This is a genomic window from Bradyrhizobium sp. S3.2.6 (genome assembly GCF_040546885.1).
GTDB classification, from domain to species: Bacteria; Pseudomonadota; Alphaproteobacteria; order Rhizobiales; family Xanthobacteraceae; genus Bradyrhizobium; species Bradyrhizobium cytisi.
The window spans coordinates 83,069-100,256 of sequence record NZ_JBEPOS010000008.1; the positions used below are offsets into that span (position 1 = coordinate 83,069).

Genomic DNA, 17,188 nt, shown 5'->3' on the forward strand with positions numbered 1-17,188 from the left:
CCAAAATGGCATATTTCCCTCACTTTCGGACATGAGCATGATCGGCATCCTGATCTTCCCGGATTTTCAGCTGCTCGATGCGGCCGGCCCGATCTCGGTGTTCGAGATCGCGGCACGCGCCAGCGGCAAGCCGCTCGCGCTCCGCGTGCTGGCGGTGAACGCCGGCGCGGTGCGCTCGTCCTCCGGCGTCGAGATGATGGCGCGCGATTTCAAATCGGCGAACGCGATCACGACGCTGGTCGTTGCGGGTGGTGCGGGCGTCTCGGCGGCGGCGCGCTGTCCGGCGACGCTCGCCTTCGTGCAGCGGCTGGCCAAACGCGGCGTGCGTGTCGCCAGCGTCTGCTCGGGCGCCTATGTGCTCGCGGAGGCCGGCCTGCTCGACGGCCGCCGCGCCACCACGCATTGGGGCCGCACCCGCGATTTCGTCGCGCGTTATCCGCAGGTGAAGTTCGAGCCGGACCAGATTTTTACCCGCGATGGCAATGTCTGGACGTCGGCCGGCATCAGCGCCGGGATCGACCTCGCGCTCGCGATGGTCACCGAGGACCATGGCGAGGAGATCGCGCAGGCGACCGCGCGCCAGCTTGTGCTCTACCATCGCCGCAGCGGCGGCCAGTCGCAGTTCTCATCGCTGCTGGAATTGAAGACACCGAACGGACGCTTCGGCGCGCTGTTGTCATGGGCGCGGGAAAATCTCGACGCGCCGCTGACGGTGGAGAACCTCGCCGATCGCGCCGGCATGAGCGCGCGGCACTTCGCCCGCGCCTTTGCCGCCGAGACCGGCACGACGCCATCGAAAGCGATCGAGCGGTTGCGGATCGAGGTCGCCCGCGAGCGTGTGCAGTCCTCGCGCGAGGCCATCGAGCTCGTCGCGGAAGCGACCGGCTTCCGCGATCCCGAGCGCATGCGCCGCGCCTTCATCCGCGCCTTCGGCCAGCCGCCGCAGGCGCTGCGCCGCGCGGCGCGCGCCGGTTAAAGCGGACTCATCAATCTGGGGAGGGTTCGCTTTGACGACCAGCCGATCATCCTCCGCCAAAAGGCCTGCCCGCCAGGCCAAGTGGGATCCAAGCAGATGACACGAATGGACCGAAAGCACGGGTCAGACGTTGAAAAACAGTCAATCGAAATGGACGAGGGTCTTCCGTGGAAGACAACTTCTCGGGCATTCGTTGGTGCGGGAGGCGAACATGACACTTATTTGGCTCGGTGTGCTCCTGGTTTTCGGCGGCGTGCTCCAGATGGCCTATCAGCCGATCTGGCGAGGCCGCCTAAGTGGCGGAAGGCGGCTTCGCTCCGGGCGACCCAGTGACAGCCTTGAACCTGAAAGACCGGCTACGGGCTTTGGGATCAAATCGAATTGGCCTGGACTTTCACTGGTCGCGCTTGGCGCCGCGTCCTTGCTGGCCGGAGCTGCCATCTGAGTTGAAGCTAACCTTGTTGACGTTCTCGGGCCTTGCGGGGGCCTGTCAGCTCGATGCGGCCGTCTCGCCTGCAGCCGCCGTGCTGGATGTATCCGCCCTTGCCGCCAACCGCCGCGCGATCGGCATCAGCATGTAGGGCGCGAGGTGGATCGGAAACTGCGTCATCGCGAAATAGAGCCAGGTCGTTGGCGGCAGCGCGCCGGCGGTGGCGGCCAGCATCAGGCCGAGATTGCGTTGTGAGACCATCAGCCCGAGCGCCAGCGCGCGCTCATAGCCGATGCGGCGGAACAGCAAGGTCGTGACGGCGAGCAGCGTGAAATAGATCGCGAAGGACAGAGCTGCGAGGCTGATCGTGAAGACCGGCTGCGCCACCAGATCGCTCACGACATCGCCCATGACCGCGGACGCGAAGATCACGAGGATGATGATGTTGAAGCCGTCGATCGGCTGCTTGTGGCGCCGGATCGCATCGGCGCCGAAAATCCAGCGGATGGCGGTTGCCGCAAGCAGCGACGCTGCGAGGATGCCGAGCAGCTTCAGGCCGAGCGTGAGCGGCGAAATGCTCAGCATGCCGCCGAGGAAGAGCCTCGCAAACAGCGACGCGGTGAACGGCACGATTGCGGTCGCGGTCACCAGCGTGACCAGCACCAGCGTCGCATCGAGGCCCATCAGGGCTGCGAGCGCCGGAGAGGCCATCATCGGCGAGGCCATGCTCTGGAGCATCAGCGCCAGCGACAGGCCGGGCGCGCGGTCGGTGAGCCCGGTCGCATGCGCGATCAGTCCGACGATCAGCGGCACGCCGATCGTGGTCCAGGCCGTGGCGGTCGCCACCAGCGCCGGCCGGCGCAGATGTCCGTACAGCGCCGCCAGGTCCACCCGCAAGAAGGAGATGCAGAGCAGAACGAGGATCGCTTCGGTGACGTAGGGACGCAGCAGCGCGCCGAGCGGCGGCACTGCGGCGGCGATGAACACCACGGCCGCCACCGCACGCGTACCCTGGCCGCCAAGCCAGGTCAGGCCGCGGATGGGAAGCGCGAAGACAGGTTTGAGCGCAGACGACATTCGGATGATGGCGTTCTCAGTCCAGTGCCTTCACGGGCATGAGCAGGTACCCCAGAGGTCCTGGTTATCGTTGGACGTCATTTTCGGGAGGCGATGCCCGCTTCGGCCCCGGTACGGGGCCTACAACTATCCCATCCGGGCGCCGGCCTGTCACGCCGGAGGCGGGGCGGGCAGGGATGCCGCCCTTTCCCCGCCGTATTCGGCGTGTTAACCGGATGGCCTGCGAGCGGCGGTATCCCCTGTAGAATGTCCAGCAAGCCCGATTCGCTGTTGAAGCCGCGCGAGATTATGTTTCGAACCCTTACCCTGACAGGTCTTGCGGCGCTTTTGGCCGCTACCGCTTTGACGGTGGCGACGCCCGCGCAGGCGCAGATCGGCACGATCTTCTCCGATCCGCCGCCGTTGCGGCCGCCGGGGAGCATTCCCCGTGGCGGGCAGCCGCAACCGCAGCCGACCCCCGAGGACGACGAAGAGGTGCCCGAGCTGCCGCCGCAGGGTCGCGTGCTGCCGTCGCGCCCGATGCCGCCGTCGAGCCGACAGGGCAATGCCATGCCCGGCCCGGTCGAGAGCCAGCCGCTGGCGCCGCCGCCGGGCACCACCATCGCGCCGCCGAACCAGCCGCCCCCCGTCGCCGTGGCGCCGCCGGGCGCGCCTGCTCAGCCGGGCGGAACTCCCGGCCAGCGTCAGCCGCCGCAGAAGGGCGGAACCCAGCAGGGCGCCGTGCCGCAGGCGCCTGCGACCCTCCAGCCGGGCGACGAGGTCGTCACCGAGCCGCCGGCCCAGAAGATCGTGAACAAGAAGGCGACCTTCTCCGGCCTCGACAAGATCACCGGGCGCATCATCAATTTCGACGAGGATATCGGCGAGACCGTGCAGTTCGGCGCGCTGCGGGTGAAGACCGACGCCTGCTACACGCGGCCCGCCACGGAAGCGACCAACACCGACGCCTTCGTCGAGGTCGACGAGATCACCTTGCAGGGCGAGGTGAAGCGGATCTTCTCCGGCTGGATGTATGCCGCAAGCCCCGGCTTGCACGGCGTCGAGCACCCGATCTACGACATCTGGCTCACCGACTGCAAAGAGCCGCAGCAGACCATTGCGACCGCCGCGCCCGATCCCGCGACCAAGCCTGCGCCGCCACCGCCGCCTGCCGCGCAGAAGAAAGCCGCACCCAAGCAGGTGCAGCAGCGTCCGCCGCAGCCTCTGCCGCCGATCCAGCCGCAGCAGCCGGCGCCACCACCGCCGCCGCCGGAGCAGCGGCCGGGCCTGTTCGGTATCCCCGGGTTCGGCCGGTAATCTGATTTATTGCCGCGAGGCGATGATCTCGAGCGCGCGGGTGCCCGGGATCGCATCCCCCGAAGACAATCGCAGGAAATCACCGGGCTCGCCGGCGAGCGCCTTGTCGAGCAGCGCGGTGTAGCGCCGCCGCGAGATCTCGGCCGCGCCAAAGCTCTTGAGATGCTCGGTGACATATTGCGTGTCGAGCAGCTCGAAGCCGCCATGGATCAGCCGCGCGACCAGATGCACCAGCGCAACCTTCGATGCGTCGCGCGCGGCGTGAAACATGCTCTCGCCGAAGAAGGCGCGCCCCAGGCTCACGCCGTACAGGCCGCCGACGAGGTCGTCGCCCTGCCAGGCCTCGACGCTGTGGCAATGGCCGAGCTCGTGGAGGCCGCCGTAGAGGTCGCGGATGCGCTTGTTGATCCAGGTGTCCTCGCGTCCGGCTTGCGGCGCGGCGCAGCCGGCGATAGTCGCCTTGAACGCGGTGTTGACGGTGACGCGAAACGCATCCGAGCGCACGGTGCGCGCAAGGCGCGAGGCAACGCGAAAGCCGCCGAGCGGGATCACGCCGCGCATTTCCGGCTCGACCCAGAACAGGGTCGGGTCGTCGGCGCTCTCGGCCATCGGAAAGATGCCGCAGGCATAGGCGCGCAGCAGCACGGCCGGCGTGATTTCAGACGAGGCGGAGTCGCGCGAAGTCATAGCACCTGATCATAGCAGGATCGCGCTGCGCGTGCGATGGGGGCGATACCGGATGCGAGGATCAACCTGTCGCAGCGCTGTTCGCGTTGCCGGGTGCCGCGGGGGTGCGGCGGAACCTGAGGATGATGCGGGTTCCGGAATGTGCGGGATCGCGCTCGACGGTGGCATCGAGCTTGGTCGCCATCGCCGCGACAATGCGCTGGCCCATGCCGGTGGAGCGCGGATCGGCCCTGACGTTGTCGCCGACGCCGTCGTCGGTGATCGACAGCAGGAGATCGTCGCCCTGTGAAGTCAGCTCGACGTGAATCGGGCCTGCGCCGTCGGGATAGGCGTATTTCACCGCGTTCATCACCAGCTCGTTGACGATGATGCCGACGGCGACCGCGCGGTCCGGGTCGATCTCGATCGGTTCGGCCTTCAGCGTCAGACGCGACATCCGGTCGCCTTCGGCGGAGCGGCGGAGATCCTCGAGCAGGGAATCCAGATACTGATTGAGCACGACGCTCTTCAGATCCTGCGAGGTGTAGAGCCGGCGGTGCACCTGGGCGACGGCGGCGACGCGGCCCATCGCGTTGGTCAGCGCGGCCTTGACCTCCTCCTGTGCTGCGGAGCTCGCCTGCAGATGCAGCAGCGAGGCAATGATCTGGAGCGAATTGCCGACGCGGTGATTGACCTCGCGCAGCAACAGCTCGCGCTCGGCGGCAAGCGCTGCGTAGCGGTCGCGCGAGGCATGGATCTCGGCCTCGGCTTCCTCGCGCGCGCGCTGCAACTCGGCCTGGCGCAGGGCGCCCTCGGCCGCGACATGCAGCAGCGGGATGAAGTCGCCTTTGACGTCTTTGACCAGATAATCGGCCGCGCCCGCCTTCAGCGCGGTGACGGCGATGCTGGAATCCTGCGAGGCCGTGACGAACACCACCGGCGGGGCGTCCGGGATCGCCATGATCTGCTCGAGCGTATCGAGCCCGTCGAGACCCGGCATGTACTGGTCGAGCGCCACGACATCGATGCAGTCCTCGATGCTTTCCTGGGCTCCCGCACGGCGGATGCGCTCAAGGCCTTCCTCGCCGCTCGCGGCGTGGATGACCTTGTAGCCGCGCCGCGTCAGGCCGCGATCGACCAGGCGCGCCAGCGCGCCGTCGTCATCGATGTAAAGCAGGGTTGGCATGCGCTGGGTCATGAGGCGGCGGGCGGGACCTGGATAACCGAGAAGAACAGGCCGAGCTGCCGGATGGCATTGGCGAAATTCTCGTAATTGACGGGTTTTGTGATGTAGACGTTGCAGCCGAGCTCGTAGCAGCGCTTGATCTCCTGGCTGTCGTCGGTCGTGGTCAGCACCACTACGGGCGAAGCCTTGAGATATTTGTTTTCCTTGATCTGCTTCAGGATATCGATCCCGCTCATGTCGGGCAGGTTGAGGTCGAGCAGGATCAGAAGCGCGTTGCCCTTCTGGTTCAGCCCGGTGCCGTCGGCGCCGAACAGATGCTTCATCGCCGCAGTGCCGTTGGCGAACGACACGATCTCGTTGTTGACCCCGGAGCGGCGGATGTTGCGCTCGATCAGCCGGGCGTGGCCCTCGTCGTCCTCGATCATGATGATGGTGACGGGCAATGTCATTTGTCAGCGTTCCGGTTGCTGGCCTTCCACGAGATGGGCAGCGTGATTGTGAAAGTGCTGCCCGCGTTCAGTTCCGACGATACCGACATCGTGCCGCCGAGGCGGCGCACAAGTGCACGCACATGGGCGAGACCGATGCCCTGGCCGGGCTTGTCCTGGGTTCCCGCCCGGCGGAACAGGTCGAAAATCCGCTGGTGATCCTTCGGATCGATACCGCGGCCGTTATCGCTGATTTCGAAAATAGCGTAGCCGAGCTTGGTGCGCCCGCGAATTCTGATCTCGCCGGGCACCCCGCTCTTCAGATACTTGATCGCGTTGTCGATCAGATTGGAGAAGATCTGCTCCAGCGCAAGGCGGTCGCTAACGATATTCGGCAGCGGCTCGATGTGGAACTCGGCCTGCGCCTCGACCGCCTGATGCGCCAGCGACGAGACGATGGTCTCGATAAACGCGCGCGCATCGATCCTCTCAGGCTGGAACTCGCGCCGGCCCTCGCGGGTGAGGTCGAGGATCGCCGTGATCAGCCGGTCCATCCGGGCGATCGAGGATTTGATGAAGCCGAGCGCTTCGGAAAAATCCGCAGAAAGCTGCTTATCGGGGCCGTCGAGCGCGATCTCCGCAACGTCGACAGACGGCCCGCCTGCCGGCACGCCCGTAAGCGCTCCGATCCGTCGAAAGATGTCCTTGCCCAATTCGTCGAGCTCGCTGGTGAAGCCCATGATGTTGACCAGCGGTGATCGTAGGTCATGGCTGACGATATAGGCAAAGCGCTGGATCTCGTCGTTGGCTTCGCGCAGGTCCGCCGTGCGCTCATCGACGGTGGCCTCCAGATTGAGGTTGGCGTCGCGCAGGCGTGTCTCGGCGTCGTCGCGGGCGCGGGCAGAGCGCCGCACCAGCCAGACCGCGATCAGGGCCAGCAGCACAACGAGGCCCGAGCCGATGCCGGTCATCGAGGCAGCGAGCGTCTGGCTGCGGTCGGCATTCGCCGAGCGGAGCCGGTACAGTCGCTCCTCCTCGGCCATCATTGCGCCCGCGACACTGCCGATCGTGGCGGTGGTGTTGCCGGCGGCCGCCTCGCGAGCCAGCGCTGCGGCCTGGGCTTGCTGGCCCTGCCCGATCAGTTTGATCTCGCGCGCGAATTGGCCGAGGCGGGTCTCGATCGCCGCACTCAGTTTCTCGATGCTGTCGCGCTGCGCGGGATTGTCGCCCGTGAGGCGTGTGACCCGGTCAAGCGCAGGAATGATTGCGGCGACGGCCTTCTCGTGGTCGTCCTGGAATTCCGGTCCCAACGTCAGGACATAGCCGCGCAGGGCGCTCTCCGCGCGCCGGACTTCGAGCAGCAGAGCATTGATCTGGTTCTCTGCCTCGAGGGTATGAACCAACCATTTGCTGTCGTCTCGGGCCTGATTGACGAGATAGACGGAGCCGGCGCTGATCACGGTCAGCACCAGAAGTCCTGCAGCGAACAGCAGGATCTGCCAAAATGCACGCCGCCGCTGTCCCCCAGCCGTCACGACGGTCTCGCCTTGTTAGGTGTAGCGGAGTTCAAAACGCCCCCTTGGAACTGCCCCCAACCGTCCATAATGCGATTGGGGCCAAAGGGTTCCACGGACGGATTACTGCGCGGCCGGTTCCGGCTTGCCGGCGAGGTACTGCTCGAGCCAGTGGATGTGGTAATCGCCGTTAATGATGTCGTCCTGGCGCACGAGGTCACGGAACAGCGGTAGGGTGGTCTCGATGCCTTCCACCACCATCTCGTCCAGTGCCCGGCGTAGCCGCATCAGGCATTCGGCGCGGGTCTTGCCGTGAACGATCAGCTTGCCGACGAGGGAATCGTAATAGGGCGGGATCGTATAGCCCTGATAGACCGCGGAATCGATGCGGACGCCGAGCCCGCCCGGCGGATGATATTGCGTGATGCGGCCCGGCGAGGGGCGGAAAGTCTGCGGGTTCTCTGCGTTGATGCGGCACTCGATCGCATGGCCGATGATCTGAATCTCGCTCTGCTTGGCCGGCAGCTCGCCGCCTGCGGCAATGCGGATCTGCTCCAGCACGAGATCGATGTCGGTGATGCTCTCAGTGACGGGATGCTCGACCTGGATGCGCGTGTTCATCTCGATGAAGTAGAACTCGCCGTCCTCGAACAGGAACTCGATGGTGCCGACGCCGAGATATTTCATCTCGCGCATCGCCTTCGCGCAGGTCTCGCCGATTTTGGCGCGCGCAGCCGCGGCCAGCACGGGCGAGGGGCCTTCTTCCCAGACCTTCTGGTGGCGGCGCTGCAGCGAGCAGTCGCGCTCGCCGAGATGGATCGCGCCGCCACGGCCGTCGCCGAGAATCTGGATCTCGATGTGGCGCGGCTTCTGGAGATATTTCTCCAGATAGACGGAGGCGTCGCCGAAGGCGGACTTGGCCTCGTTGGCCGCCGTCGACAGCGCCACCTGGAGATCCGCCTCGGTCTGCGCGACCTTCATGCCGCGGCCACCGCCGCCGGCAGCCGCCTTCACCAGCACGGGAAAACCGATCTTCCTGGCGATCGCTATCGCATCGTCGTTGGGGCCAACCGCACCGTCGGAGCCGGGCACCACGGGGATGCCGAGCTTCCTGGCGGTTTTCTTGGCCTCGATCTTGTCGCCCATCAGGCGGATGTGCTCGGCCTTGGGGCCGATGAATTGCAGATTGTGCTCGCCGAGGATCTCGGCGAAGCGCGCATTCTCCGAGAGGAAGCCGTAGCCGGGATGCACGGCGTCGGCGCCGGTGATCTCGCAGGCCGCGAGCAGCGCTGGCACGTTGAGGTAGCTGTCCTTCGACGGCGGCGGCCCGATGCAGACGCTTTCGTCCGACAGGCGCACATGCATGGCGTCGGCGTCGGCGGTGGAGTGCACGGCGACGGTCGCAATCCCGAGCTCCTTGCAGGCCCGCAGGATGCGAAGGGCGATCTCGCCGCGATTGGCTATGAGGATCTTGTCGAACATGGTGCCTCAACTGGCGAATAGGGAGTAGCGAATAGCGAATGGCGATGCGGCGACCATTCGCTATTCGCCATTCGCCACTCGCTCATTCAATGATCACCAGCGGTTCGCCGAACTCGACCGGCTGGCCGTCCTCGACGAGGATCTGGGTCACCGTACCGGCGCGCGTCGAGGGGATCTGGTTCATGGTCTTCATCGCTTCGATGATCAGCAGGGTCTGGCCGACCGAGACTTTCGAGCCGACCTCGACGAACGGCTTGGCGCCGGGCTCGGGCGCCCAATAGGCGGTGCCGACCATCGGCGAGGACACGGCGCCCGGATGCTTCGACATGTCGGCCGCAGCGGCCGCGGGTGCGGCAGCCGCAACCGGCAGGGGGGCCGTATGCGCCACCGGAACGGGCATGGTCGCGGCGACGCTGATATTGCGGGCGACGCGCAGGCGCAGGCCCGCGCGCTCGATCTCGATCTCGGTGAGGCTGGTCTCATCGAGCAGCAGAGCGAGCTCGCGGACGAGTGCGGAATCCTCGCTGGAAAACTTTGCGGCTGCTTTGTCGTCTGGCTGGCGCGCCATGTCCTTTGATCCGAATGTTCTGAGTGATGAGGGAGCGTCAGGCTTTGGGCTTGATGCCGACCTTGGCGGCAAGGCCCTGGATGGCGAGGCGGTAGCCCTCGATGCCGAAGCCGCAGAGCGAGGCGAAGGCTGCGCGCGCGGTGTAGGAATGGTGACGGAAGCTCTCGCGGGCGTGGATGTTGGTCACGTGCACTTCGACCGTCGGAATCTGCACCGCAAGCAGCGCGTCGTGCAGCGCGATCGAGGTGTGCGAATAGCCGCCGGCGTTGATGATGATGCCCTTCATCCCGCGGGCATGCGCCTCGTGGATGAAGTCGATCAGCTCGCCTTCGCGATTGGACTGCCGGCAGTCGGCCTTGAGGCCGAACGTCGCCGCAGTCTCCCGGCACAGCGCCTCGACGTCGGCCAGCGTCGCATGACCATACTTCTCAGGCTCACGCGTCCCCAGCATGTTGAGGTTCGGCCCGTTGAGAACGAGGATCGTGTCGGTTGCTGGTTCGGCCATTCCTGTCCCGGCGCGTGTTTCGGCGTGGCGGGGGTTATAGGTAACAAAATGAGCCAGGGGAAGCCTTGAAGGGCCTCCAGGACCGCTTCAGGCACCTCATCCGGTGTGCAAAAACCTGTGCGGAAACTACGGAAATTGCTTGTTAACCAGTCCAAAGCGTGGCTGCCGGCCCGGACCGGCGGGGAGGCCGTCCAATAGGCCAAAAGCCCCTGCCGATCGCTCGGCAAGGGCTCATTCGGGCATCAGCGAAGCGACTTAGCCTTCGATGATGTAGACAATCTCGCGCGTCTGGGGACGGACGATGATGTACTGGCCGTGCACGAAGATCACGTCATAGCCGCGCCATTCCGGGTAGATTTCGACAATCCGTGCCGGGAGCGGATGGAAACGGACATTTGCCGGGACGGCCGTGCCAACCGAAATGTTGAAGTTGACGTTGGTCGTTTCCTCGATCTTCTCGGACTTGATCGCCGACACGATCTGGGTCCGCTTCTCCGGCGGCGGAGCAGCGGTCGCCGAGGTCGCGGCATTGCCGGTCGTGGTCTGCGACTTGCTGTCGGTCGCAGCCGGACGGTTCTCGGCATTATTGCTCTTGGCGGCGCCGCCGGACTTGTTGTCCTCGGCCTTCATGTCCTTGCCGCCGGACTTGGTCGTCGAATCCGTGCTCATGCTCTTCGACTTGTCCTGGGCGCCCTTGTCCTGCGCACTCTGGGCGTGCTCACCCTTCGCCGCGCCGGCCTTCTCGTCAGCCGCGTTCTTGTTCATCGCGCCGGACTTTTCCATCCCGCCGGACTTCTCCGCTCCGCCGGATTTCTCCATCGCGCCAGAGGACTTCTCTTCGCCCGGCTTCATGGAGCCGCCGGCCTGGCCGACTGTGCCCTTCTGCGGACTCGCGGATTCCTTGCCAGTCGCGCCATGTTCGGCTGCGCCGCCCGAAGACTGCGAGTGCTGCATCGGCTGTGCGCCGGCGCCGCCGCTGTCGTTCTTCATCGTGCCCTGTGCGTTCGCCAGACCGGTGCCTGCGATGAGCGCGAGTGCGGCAACCGAGATCATAAAGCGGTTCAACATCGTATTCTCCTCACGTGTTTCCTTGCGTCATTGCCCGCGCCACCAACGAAAGGAGATTTGAGTTGTTCCGGAACATCTGCTGTTCCGCGGCATTTGTTTCCTAAACACGGGATGAACGTCCGTGCCGGATCCACGCCAGGATTTGTGTAGGGCTTTGGCCAACGAAAAAGGCCGGCTTTTCAGCCGGCCTGGTTACATGCGTGAAGTTGTAAGACGCTTGGCCAGACACGCTTGACCAGCAAGTCGCCTTGTCAGCAGGTCGCCTTGCCGCAGCGGGCGACGCCGATCTTTTCCTTGAGGCCGTCGAGGCCGACGGCGCCGACCACGATCTGCTTGCCGATCACGTAGCTCGGCGTGCCGTTCATGCCCATCGCTTCGGCGAGCTTGAAGTTCTCCTCGATGGTGGCGCGCACCTCGGGGCTCGCGATGTCCTTCTCGATCTTCGCGGTGTCGAGGCCGGCTTCCTTGGCCGCCTGGAGCGCGCGCGCTTTGTCGGCGGCGCCGCGGCCGCCGAGCAGTTTCTGGTGGAAGTCGAGATATTTCTTGCCGGAGGGATCCTGCATGCGCACGGCGACCGCAACCTGCGCGGCTTCGACCGAGCCCTGGCTCAGCACCGGAAACTCCTTCAGCACCACCTTCAGCTTGGGATCGGCCTTCATCAGGTCGAGCATGTCGCTCATCGCGCGCTTGCAGTAGCCGCAATTGTAATCGAAGAACTCGACGAAGGTGACGTCGCCGTCCTTGTTGCCGAGCACGACCTGGCGCGGCGAATTGAAGATCGCATTCGAGTTCTGCGCGATGCTGGCTTCGTGCTTCTTCGTTTCGGCATCAGCCTGGCGCTTGCTGAGCTCGGTCATGGCCTCCTCGAGCACCTCGGGATGGCTGACGAGGTAGCTCTTGATGATCGCCTCGATGTCGGTGCGCTGGGAATCCGAGAAGCTTTCGGCCGAAGCCGGTCCCGTTGCGCCGAAGATGGCGAGCGCAAACAGCGCGGAAGCAAGCAGGCGCAACGAAGGCATTGGCAAATCCTCTTATCCAGAGCAGGTTTCGAATAAACGTCCCGGCGGACTTAATCGGAGTGTCGTGACGTCAAGGTGGCGGATGTCGTGATCAGGCTAGTTGCGCGGCGGTTTCGACGCCACGATGTCGTCGGCCTTGACCCATCCGGGCGTGCCGACGGCGAAACGGGTTTTCGCACGCGTGGCGAGCTCGCGAGCGGTCTTGTTGTCGCCGCGCAGGTAGGCGGCCTGGGCGGAGGCGAGATCAGCCTCGGCATAGTCTCCCTTCCGGCCATAGGCCATCGCGAGCTGCATGTAGCCGAGAGGGGCCTCGGGCTCCCGCGCCACTGCGGCACGGAGAATCCGAACGGCGTCGTCCGTGTAGGCCTTATTATCGGTTCCAACCAGAGCCTGCCCAAGTAACATCTCGATGAGGGGCGCATTGTTCGAGAGTGCGACAGCCTTGCGCAGGGGGGCGATCGCGTCGGCCGGCTTGCCGCTTTCCAGCAGGGCCTGGCCGCGGACCTCGTAGAAGTACGGGTTGTTCGGCTGCACCGCGATCAGCGCGTCGATCTGGGTCAGCGCGCTGCGCAAATCGCCGTGCAGATAGGTGCTGATGGCGCGGGCATAGCGCGCCGGCATGCTGTCATTGGTCAGGGGATAGCGGCGGTACACCAGTTCCGGCCGCTCCATGAAGGCGGAGATTTTGGCGCGCACCATGTCATGGCGGAGCTGGAGCGCGGGATCGTCCTTCTTGTCCCAATAAGGGCTGGTGCTCGCGAATTCCTGGAGCGCCGCGACGCGCTCGGCGGGCATCGGATGCGACTGCAGATAGGGGTCGGCGCCGCGTGCCGCGAACAGGCTCTCGCTGGTGAAGCGCTTGAACGTCTCGTACATGCCCTTCGGCGACTGCTGGGTCGCGGTCAGGAATTTCACGCCGGCGCGGTCGGCGTTCTCTTCCTGCTGGCGCTGGTAGGACAGCAGCGAGCGGCGGATCATCTCCTGCGGTCCGGCGATCGCAGCCGCGCCGGCATTGGCGAGCCCGTTATTGCCGGAGCTGCCCGAGCCGCGGCTGGCGCCCGCGACCAGCGCGCCCGCGCCGAGCAGCATGGCGATGATCATCTGGGTCTGGGCATTGGCGAGCTGCTCGCGCAGCTTCGATAGATGGCCGCCGGCCAGATGCCCGGTCTCGTGCGCGAGCACGCCGATCAGCTGGTTCGGCGTCTCCGACTGCAGGATCGCGCCGAAATTGACGAAGATGCGGCGACCATCGGCGACGAACGCGTTGAACGAGTTGTCGTTGATGATCACCATCTGGATGTTCTGCTTCTCCAGACCGGCAACCCGCAAGATCGGGCGCGTATATTCGCGCAACAGCTGCTCGGTTTCGGTGTCGCGCAGGACCGGCGGTCCGCGGCCTTCCTGCGCCTGCGTCGCCGGGACCGGCAGCAGCGCGATCGCAGCAGCCGTGACGAGGGCGGTGAGGGCGGAGGCCTTCTTGCGCAATGCGATCTGGAGCAACATCAAACGATCTGGGTCAAACGGGCTTTGCAAGCGGACCTGGCAAGCGGACCTGGAATGCGGTTCTTGTGATTGGTTTTGGCGATTGGCGGCGGACCGGATACGCGATATGCCCTTATGAGCCGTATAATGCGGCTAGTCTGGGGCGCAAGCGCCCTGTTTTCCGGACCGAACGGACCGTTCCGCCAGCGAAATAGCAGAAATCGATGCACGATGCGACATTGAGGAACCGGGTGGCGCAGTGGCTCGAGCCCTCCCGCCGCAGTGATGTTCCCCCGTTCATGGTGATGGACGTGATGGCCGCGGCGGCCAGGATCGAGGCGGCTGGCGGCCATGTCATTCACATGGAGGTCGGCCAGCCCGCGGCCGGCGCGCCGAAGACCGCGATCGCGGCCGCACAGGCCGCACTTGAGGCGGGGCGGATCGACTATACGTCAGCACTCGGCATCCCCTCGTTGCGCGAGCGTATCTCGCGGCATTACCGCGATGCCTATGGCTGCAACGTCAGCCCGGAGCGAATCGTGGTGACCACGGGCTCCTCCGGCGGGTTCATCCTGGCCTTCCTGTCGATGTTCGAGCCCGGCGATCGTGTCGCGGTGACAGTGCCCGGCTATCCGCCGTACCGGCACATCCTCACTGCGCTCGGCTGCGAGCCGGTGCTGATCGAGACCACCAATGAGACGCGTCACGCGCTGACCGGCGAGGCGCTGCTCGCCGCTCATCGCAAGGCGCCGCTGAAAGGCGTGCTGGTCGGCAGCCCCGCAAATCCGACGGGAACGATGATGTCCCGCGAGGCGCTCGCCGGGCTGATCGCGGCGTCCGAGGATGCCGGCATCCGCTTCATCTCCGACGAGATCTATCACGGGCTCGACTATGCCTTTCCGGCGGTGACGGCGGCAGAGCTGTCGCCGCACGCACTCGTGATCAACTCGTTCTCGAAGTATTTTTGCATGACGGGCTGGCGCGTCGGCTGGATGGTCGTGCCCGAGATCCTGGTGCGCCCGATCGAACGGCTGCAGCAGAACCTCTCGATCTCGGTGCCGTCGCTGTCGCAGATTGCGGCAGAGGCCGCCTTCGACGGCGCGGCCGAGATGGAGGAGATCAAGCACGGCTATCAGGAAAACCGGCGCATCCTGATCGAGGGATTGCCCAAGGCGGGCCTCAGCAAATTCCTGCCTGCGGACGGCGCGTTCTACCTTTATGCCGACGTCTCGGATTTCACCTCCGACAGTCTCGACTTCGCCAAGCAGATGCTGGAGAAGGCCCAGGTTGCCGCAACGCCGGGCGTCGATTTCGATCCGATCCATGGCCGCTCGTTCATCCGATTCTCTTATGCACGTTCGGCCGCGGAGATGCGGGAGGCAGTTGACCGGATCGCTCACTGGCTTAAATAGCCGCCAGTTTCAAACAGCCTTCCGGAGTGCATCTTGTCTGACCGAACCGTACAGTCCGCCGCCACGTCGCATTCTCCTCTTGCCGCAGTGATGTGGCCGACCCGACCGGGTGAGACCGTCGGCGCCTTGCGCGCCGTCGTCTTGGTCGCGCTCGGCTCCGCACTGATGGCGTTGTCGGCCAAGGTGAACCTGCCGCTGCCTTATGTGCCGATGACGTTGCAGACCCTGGTCGTGCTGATGATTGGCGCGGCCTATGGCTGGCGCCTTGGCAGCGCAACCATGATCGCTTACCTCGCCGAAGGCGCGATGGGGCTGCCGGTGTTCGCAGGTCCGGTCGGTGGAATTGCACCGCTGCTCGGCCCGACTGCCGGTTATCTCTACGGCTTCGTGCTGGCTGCCTTCGTCATCGGCTGGTTCGCCGAACGGGGCTGGGATCGCAACGTCGTGCTGCTGTTTGCGGCAATGGCGGTCGGCCATGTCGTCATTTTCATCGCCGGTTTCGGCTGGCTGGCCTACGGCATCGGCCTTGGTGCAACCAAGGCCTGGGCGGTCGGCGTCGCGCCGTTCATTGCGGCCTCGGTGGTCAAGAACGCGCTGGGCGCCGCGCTGATGCCGGCGGTACGCCGGATCGTCGACAGCCGCGTCTAGAACTCACCATACGGAATGGTTCCAATTGACAGAGCCGGCCAAGTTGATCTTGGCTGGCTCTAAATTTTGAGGGGGGAGCGAACAATGACAACGACAACGATGGCCGGCGCGCCGGCCGCACCGAGCGCGGCCAAGCCGTGGTATAAAATCCTCTACGTCCAGGTGCTGATCGCGATCGTGCTCGGCGCAATCGTCGGCTGGCTCTGGCCGACGATTGCCACCAACGACTGGATCAAGGCGCTCGGCGACGGCTTCATCAAGCTGATCAAGATGGTGATCGCCCCGATCATCTTCTGCACCGTGGTCTCCGGCATCGCCCACATCCAGGATGCCAAGAAGGTCGGACGCATCGGCGTCAAGGCGCTGGTCTATTTCGAGATCGTCTCCACCTTCGCGCTCGTCATCGGCCTCATCATCGGCAACATCGTGAAGCCGGGCGCAGGCTTCGGCAACGCGGCGGCCAACGCGCAAGCCGTCGCCAATTACGCCAAGCAGGCCGAGGGCCAGAGGTCGGTCGACTTCATCCTGCACATCATTCCCGACACCGTGGTCGGCGCCTTCGCGCAAGGCGAGATCCTCCAGGTCCTGTTGTTCTCGGTGCTATTCGGCTTCGCCATCATGGGGCTCGGCGAGCGCGGCCACACCATCCGCAGCTTCATCGACGATGCCGCGCATGCGGTGTTCGGCGTCATCTCCATCGTGATGCGCGCGGCGCCGCTCGGTGCGTTCGGTGCGATGGCCTACACCATCGGCAAGTTCGGCACCGGCGCGATCCTCAATCTGATGGGCCTGATCGCGACGTTCTATTTGACCGCGGCACTGTTCGTGATCGTGGTGCTCGGCACCATCGCGCGCTTTGCGGGCTTCTCGATCTTCAAGTTCCTGGCCTACATCAAGGACGAGCTGCTGATCGTGCTCGGCACCTCGTCGTCGGAAAGCGCGCTGCCGTCCTTGATGGAGAAGCTGGAACGGCTCGGCTGCTCGAAGTCGGTGGTTGGCCTCGTGGTGCCCACCGGTTATTCGTTCAACCTCGACGGCACCAACATCTACATGACGCTGGCGACCCTGTTCATCGCGCAGGCGCTCGGCTTCGATCTCACCTTCGGCCAGCAGCTCACGATCCTGGTGGTGGCGATGCTGACCTCGAAGGGCGCCTCCGGCATCACCGGTGCGGGCTTCATCACGCTGGCCGCGACGCTCGCGGTGGTCGATCCGCGGCTCGTGCCGGGCATGGCGATCGTGCTCGGCATCGACAAGTTCATGAGCGAGTGCCGCGCGCTGACCAATCTCTGCGGCAACGGCGTCGCCTGCGTGATCGTCGCCTGGTGGGAGGGCGAGCTCGATCGCGACAAGCTCAACGCGCGGCTGAACCAGCAGATCGATCCGACGGACATGGAAACCGCCGTCACGACGGACTGATCTGCAAGCTGC

General features: G+C 65.2%; 16 protein-coding genes. 5 read left to right on the forward strand and 11 right to left on the reverse strand.

Features of this window, described 5'->3' with window-relative positions:
- Positions 1-37: 37 nt before the first annotated feature.
- Positions 38-976, forward strand: a complete 939-nt coding sequence (locus ABID58_RS16915) for a GlxA family transcriptional regulator (protein WP_354033456.1) — start codon at positions 38-40, stop codon at positions 974-976.
- A gap of 490 nt (positions 977-1,466) precedes the next feature.
- Here the strand turns inward: ABID58_RS16915 and ABID58_RS16920 are convergent, their stop codons facing one another.
- Positions 1,467-2,483, reverse strand: a complete 1,017-nt coding sequence (locus tag ABID58_RS16920; RefSeq protein ID WP_354033457.1) for a Na+-dependent transporter — start codon at positions 2,481-2,483, stop codon at positions 1,467-1,469.
- 246 nt (positions 2,484-2,729) lie between these two features.
- On the opposite strand from ABID58_RS16920, the gene ABID58_RS16925 reads away from it, so the two are divergent.
- Positions 2,730-3,779, forward strand: a complete 1,050-nt coding sequence (locus ABID58_RS16925; protein WP_354033458.1) for a DUF2155 domain-containing protein — start codon at positions 2,730-2,732, stop codon at positions 3,777-3,779.
- Positions 3,780-3,785: 6 nt separating this feature from the next.
- On the opposite strand, the gene aat is transcribed toward ABID58_RS16925, so the two are convergent.
- From aat to ABID58_RS16975, 10 genes are all read right to left on the reverse strand, one after another.
- Entirely contained in the window at positions 3,786-4,466 is a 681-nt protein-coding gene (gene aat, locus ABID58_RS16930; protein ID WP_354033459.1) for a leucyl/phenylalanyl-tRNA--protein transferase, read from the reverse strand.
- Positions 4,467-4,527: 61 nt separating this feature from the next.
- Complete coding sequence (locus ABID58_RS16935) at positions 4,528-5,643, reverse strand: sensor histidine kinase (RefSeq protein ID WP_354033460.1); 1,116 nt, start codon at positions 5,641-5,643, stop codon at positions 4,528-4,530.
- Complete coding sequence (locus ABID58_RS16940) at positions 5,640-6,080, reverse strand: response regulator (RefSeq protein ID WP_148748753.1); 441 nt, start codon at positions 6,078-6,080, stop codon at positions 5,640-5,642. Before ABID58_RS16940 ends, ABID58_RS16935 begins: the two co-directional genes overlap by 4 nt.
- Entirely contained in the window at positions 6,077-7,594 is a 1,518-nt protein-coding gene (locus ABID58_RS16945) for a sensor histidine kinase (protein WP_354033461.1), read from the reverse strand. The genes ABID58_RS16940 and ABID58_RS16945 overlap by 4 nt, the downstream gene beginning before the upstream one ends.
- Before the next feature lie 102 nt (positions 7,595-7,696).
- The gene (gene accC, locus ABID58_RS16950; protein ID WP_354033462.1) at positions 7,697-9,055 is read right to left on the reverse strand and encodes an acetyl-CoA carboxylase biotin carboxylase subunit; all 1,359 of its coding nucleotides are present in this window, start codon (positions 9,053-9,055) and stop codon (positions 7,697-7,699) included.
- A gap of 82 nt (positions 9,056-9,137) precedes the next feature.
- The gene (gene accB / locus ABID58_RS16955) at positions 9,138-9,623 is read right to left on the reverse strand and encodes an acetyl-CoA carboxylase biotin carboxyl carrier protein (RefSeq protein ID WP_148748756.1); all 486 of its coding nucleotides are present in this window, start codon (positions 9,621-9,623) and stop codon (positions 9,138-9,140) included.
- A gap of 37 nt (positions 9,624-9,660) precedes the next feature.
- Positions 9,661-10,128: a type II 3-dehydroquinate dehydratase gene (gene aroQ / locus ABID58_RS16960; RefSeq protein WP_148748757.1), complete on the reverse strand. Its 468-nt coding sequence runs from the start codon at positions 10,126-10,128 to the stop codon at positions 9,661-9,663.
- A gap of 255 nt (positions 10,129-10,383) precedes the next feature.
- Entirely contained in the window at positions 10,384-11,196 is an 813-nt protein-coding gene (locus tag ABID58_RS16965) for a DUF1236 domain-containing protein (RefSeq protein ID WP_354033463.1), read from the reverse strand.
- 251 nt (positions 11,197-11,447) lie between these two features.
- On the reverse strand, positions 11,448-12,215 hold the full coding sequence (locus ABID58_RS16970; RefSeq protein WP_148748759.1) for a DsbA family protein: 768 nt from the start codon (positions 12,213-12,215) through the stop codon (positions 11,448-11,450).
- A gap of 96 nt (positions 12,216-12,311) precedes the next feature.
- A complete protein-coding gene (locus ABID58_RS16975; protein ID WP_354033464.1) occupies positions 12,312-13,718 on the reverse strand; it encodes a M48 family metalloprotease in 1,407 nt (468 codons plus the stop codon).
- Between the two features lie 203 nt (positions 13,719-13,921).
- On the opposite strand from ABID58_RS16975, the gene ABID58_RS16980 reads away from it, so the two are divergent.
- The 3 genes from ABID58_RS16980 to ABID58_RS16990 all read left to right on the forward strand — a co-directional run bounded on the left by ABID58_RS16980 (position 13,922) and on the right by ABID58_RS16990 (position 17,176).
- Positions 13,922-15,109, forward strand: a complete 1,188-nt coding sequence (locus ABID58_RS16980) for a pyridoxal phosphate-dependent aminotransferase (RefSeq protein ID WP_354033465.1) — start codon at positions 13,922-13,924, stop codon at positions 15,107-15,109.
- A 90-nt stretch (positions 15,110-15,199) separates the two neighbouring features.
- Positions 15,200-15,757 (forward strand): biotin transporter BioY, encoded by a 558-nt coding sequence (locus ABID58_RS16985; protein WP_354033569.1) that lies wholly within the window; start codon positions 15,200-15,202, stop codon positions 15,755-15,757.
- Between the two features lie 84 nt (positions 15,758-15,841).
- On the forward strand, positions 15,842-17,176 hold the full coding sequence (locus ABID58_RS16990; RefSeq protein ID WP_148748762.1) for a dicarboxylate/amino acid:cation symporter: 1,335 nt from the start codon (positions 15,842-15,844) through the stop codon (positions 17,174-17,176).
- Positions 17,177-17,188 lie beyond the last annotated feature (12 nt).

Excerpts from the sequence above, each read along its gene's own strand:
- ABID58_RS16980 (WP_354033465.1), top strand. The coding sequence starts at position 13,922 with ATGCACGATGCGACATTGAGGAACCGGGTGGCGCAGTGGCTCGAGCCC.
- ABID58_RS16935 (WP_354033460.1), bottom strand. The coding sequence starts at position 5,643 with ATGACCCAGCGCATGCCAACCCTGCTTTACATCGATGACGACGGCGCG.
- ABID58_RS16915 (WP_354033456.1), top strand. The coding sequence starts at position 38 with ATGATCGGCATCCTGATCTTCCCGGATTTTCAGCTGCTCGATGCGGCC.
- accB (WP_148748756.1), bottom strand. The coding sequence starts at position 9,623 with ATGGCGCGCCAGCCAGACGACAAAGCAGCCGCAAAGTTTTCCAGCGAG.
- accC (WP_354033462.1), bottom strand. The coding sequence starts at position 9,055 with ATGTTCGACAAGATCCTCATAGCCAATCGCGGCGAGATCGCCCTTCGC.
- ABID58_RS16920 (WP_354033457.1), bottom strand. The coding sequence starts at position 2,483 with ATGTCGTCTGCGCTCAAACCTGTCTTCGCGCTTCCCATCCGCGGCCTG.
- ABID58_RS16990 (WP_148748762.1), top strand. The coding sequence starts at position 15,842 with ATGACAACGACAACGATGGCCGGCGCGCCGGCCGCACCGAGCGCGGCC.
- aroQ (WP_148748757.1), bottom strand. The coding sequence starts at position 10,128 with ATGGCCGAACCAGCAACCGACACGATCCTCGTTCTCAACGGGCCGAAC.
- ABID58_RS16975 (WP_354033464.1), bottom strand. The coding sequence starts at position 13,718 with ATGTTGCTCCAGATCGCATTGCGCAAGAAGGCCTCCGCCCTCACCGCC.
- ABID58_RS16965 (WP_354033463.1), bottom strand. The coding sequence starts at position 11,196 with ATGTTGAACCGCTTTATGATCTCGGTTGCCGCACTCGCGCTCATCGCA.
- ABID58_RS16985 (WP_354033569.1), top strand. The coding sequence starts at position 15,200 with ATGTGGCCGACCCGACCGGGTGAGACCGTCGGCGCCTTGCGCGCCGTC.
- aat (WP_354033459.1), bottom strand. The coding sequence starts at position 4,466 with ATGACTTCGCGCGACTCCGCCTCGTCTGAAATCACGCCGGCCGTGCTG.
- ABID58_RS16970 (WP_148748759.1), bottom strand. The coding sequence starts at position 12,215 with ATGCCTTCGTTGCGCCTGCTTGCTTCCGCGCTGTTTGCGCTCGCCATC.
- ABID58_RS16925 (WP_354033458.1), top strand. The coding sequence starts at position 2,730 with ATGTCCAGCAAGCCCGATTCGCTGTTGAAGCCGCGCGAGATTATGTTT.
- ABID58_RS16940 (WP_148748753.1), bottom strand. The coding sequence starts at position 6,080 with ATGACATTGCCCGTCACCATCATCATGATCGAGGACGACGAGGGCCAC.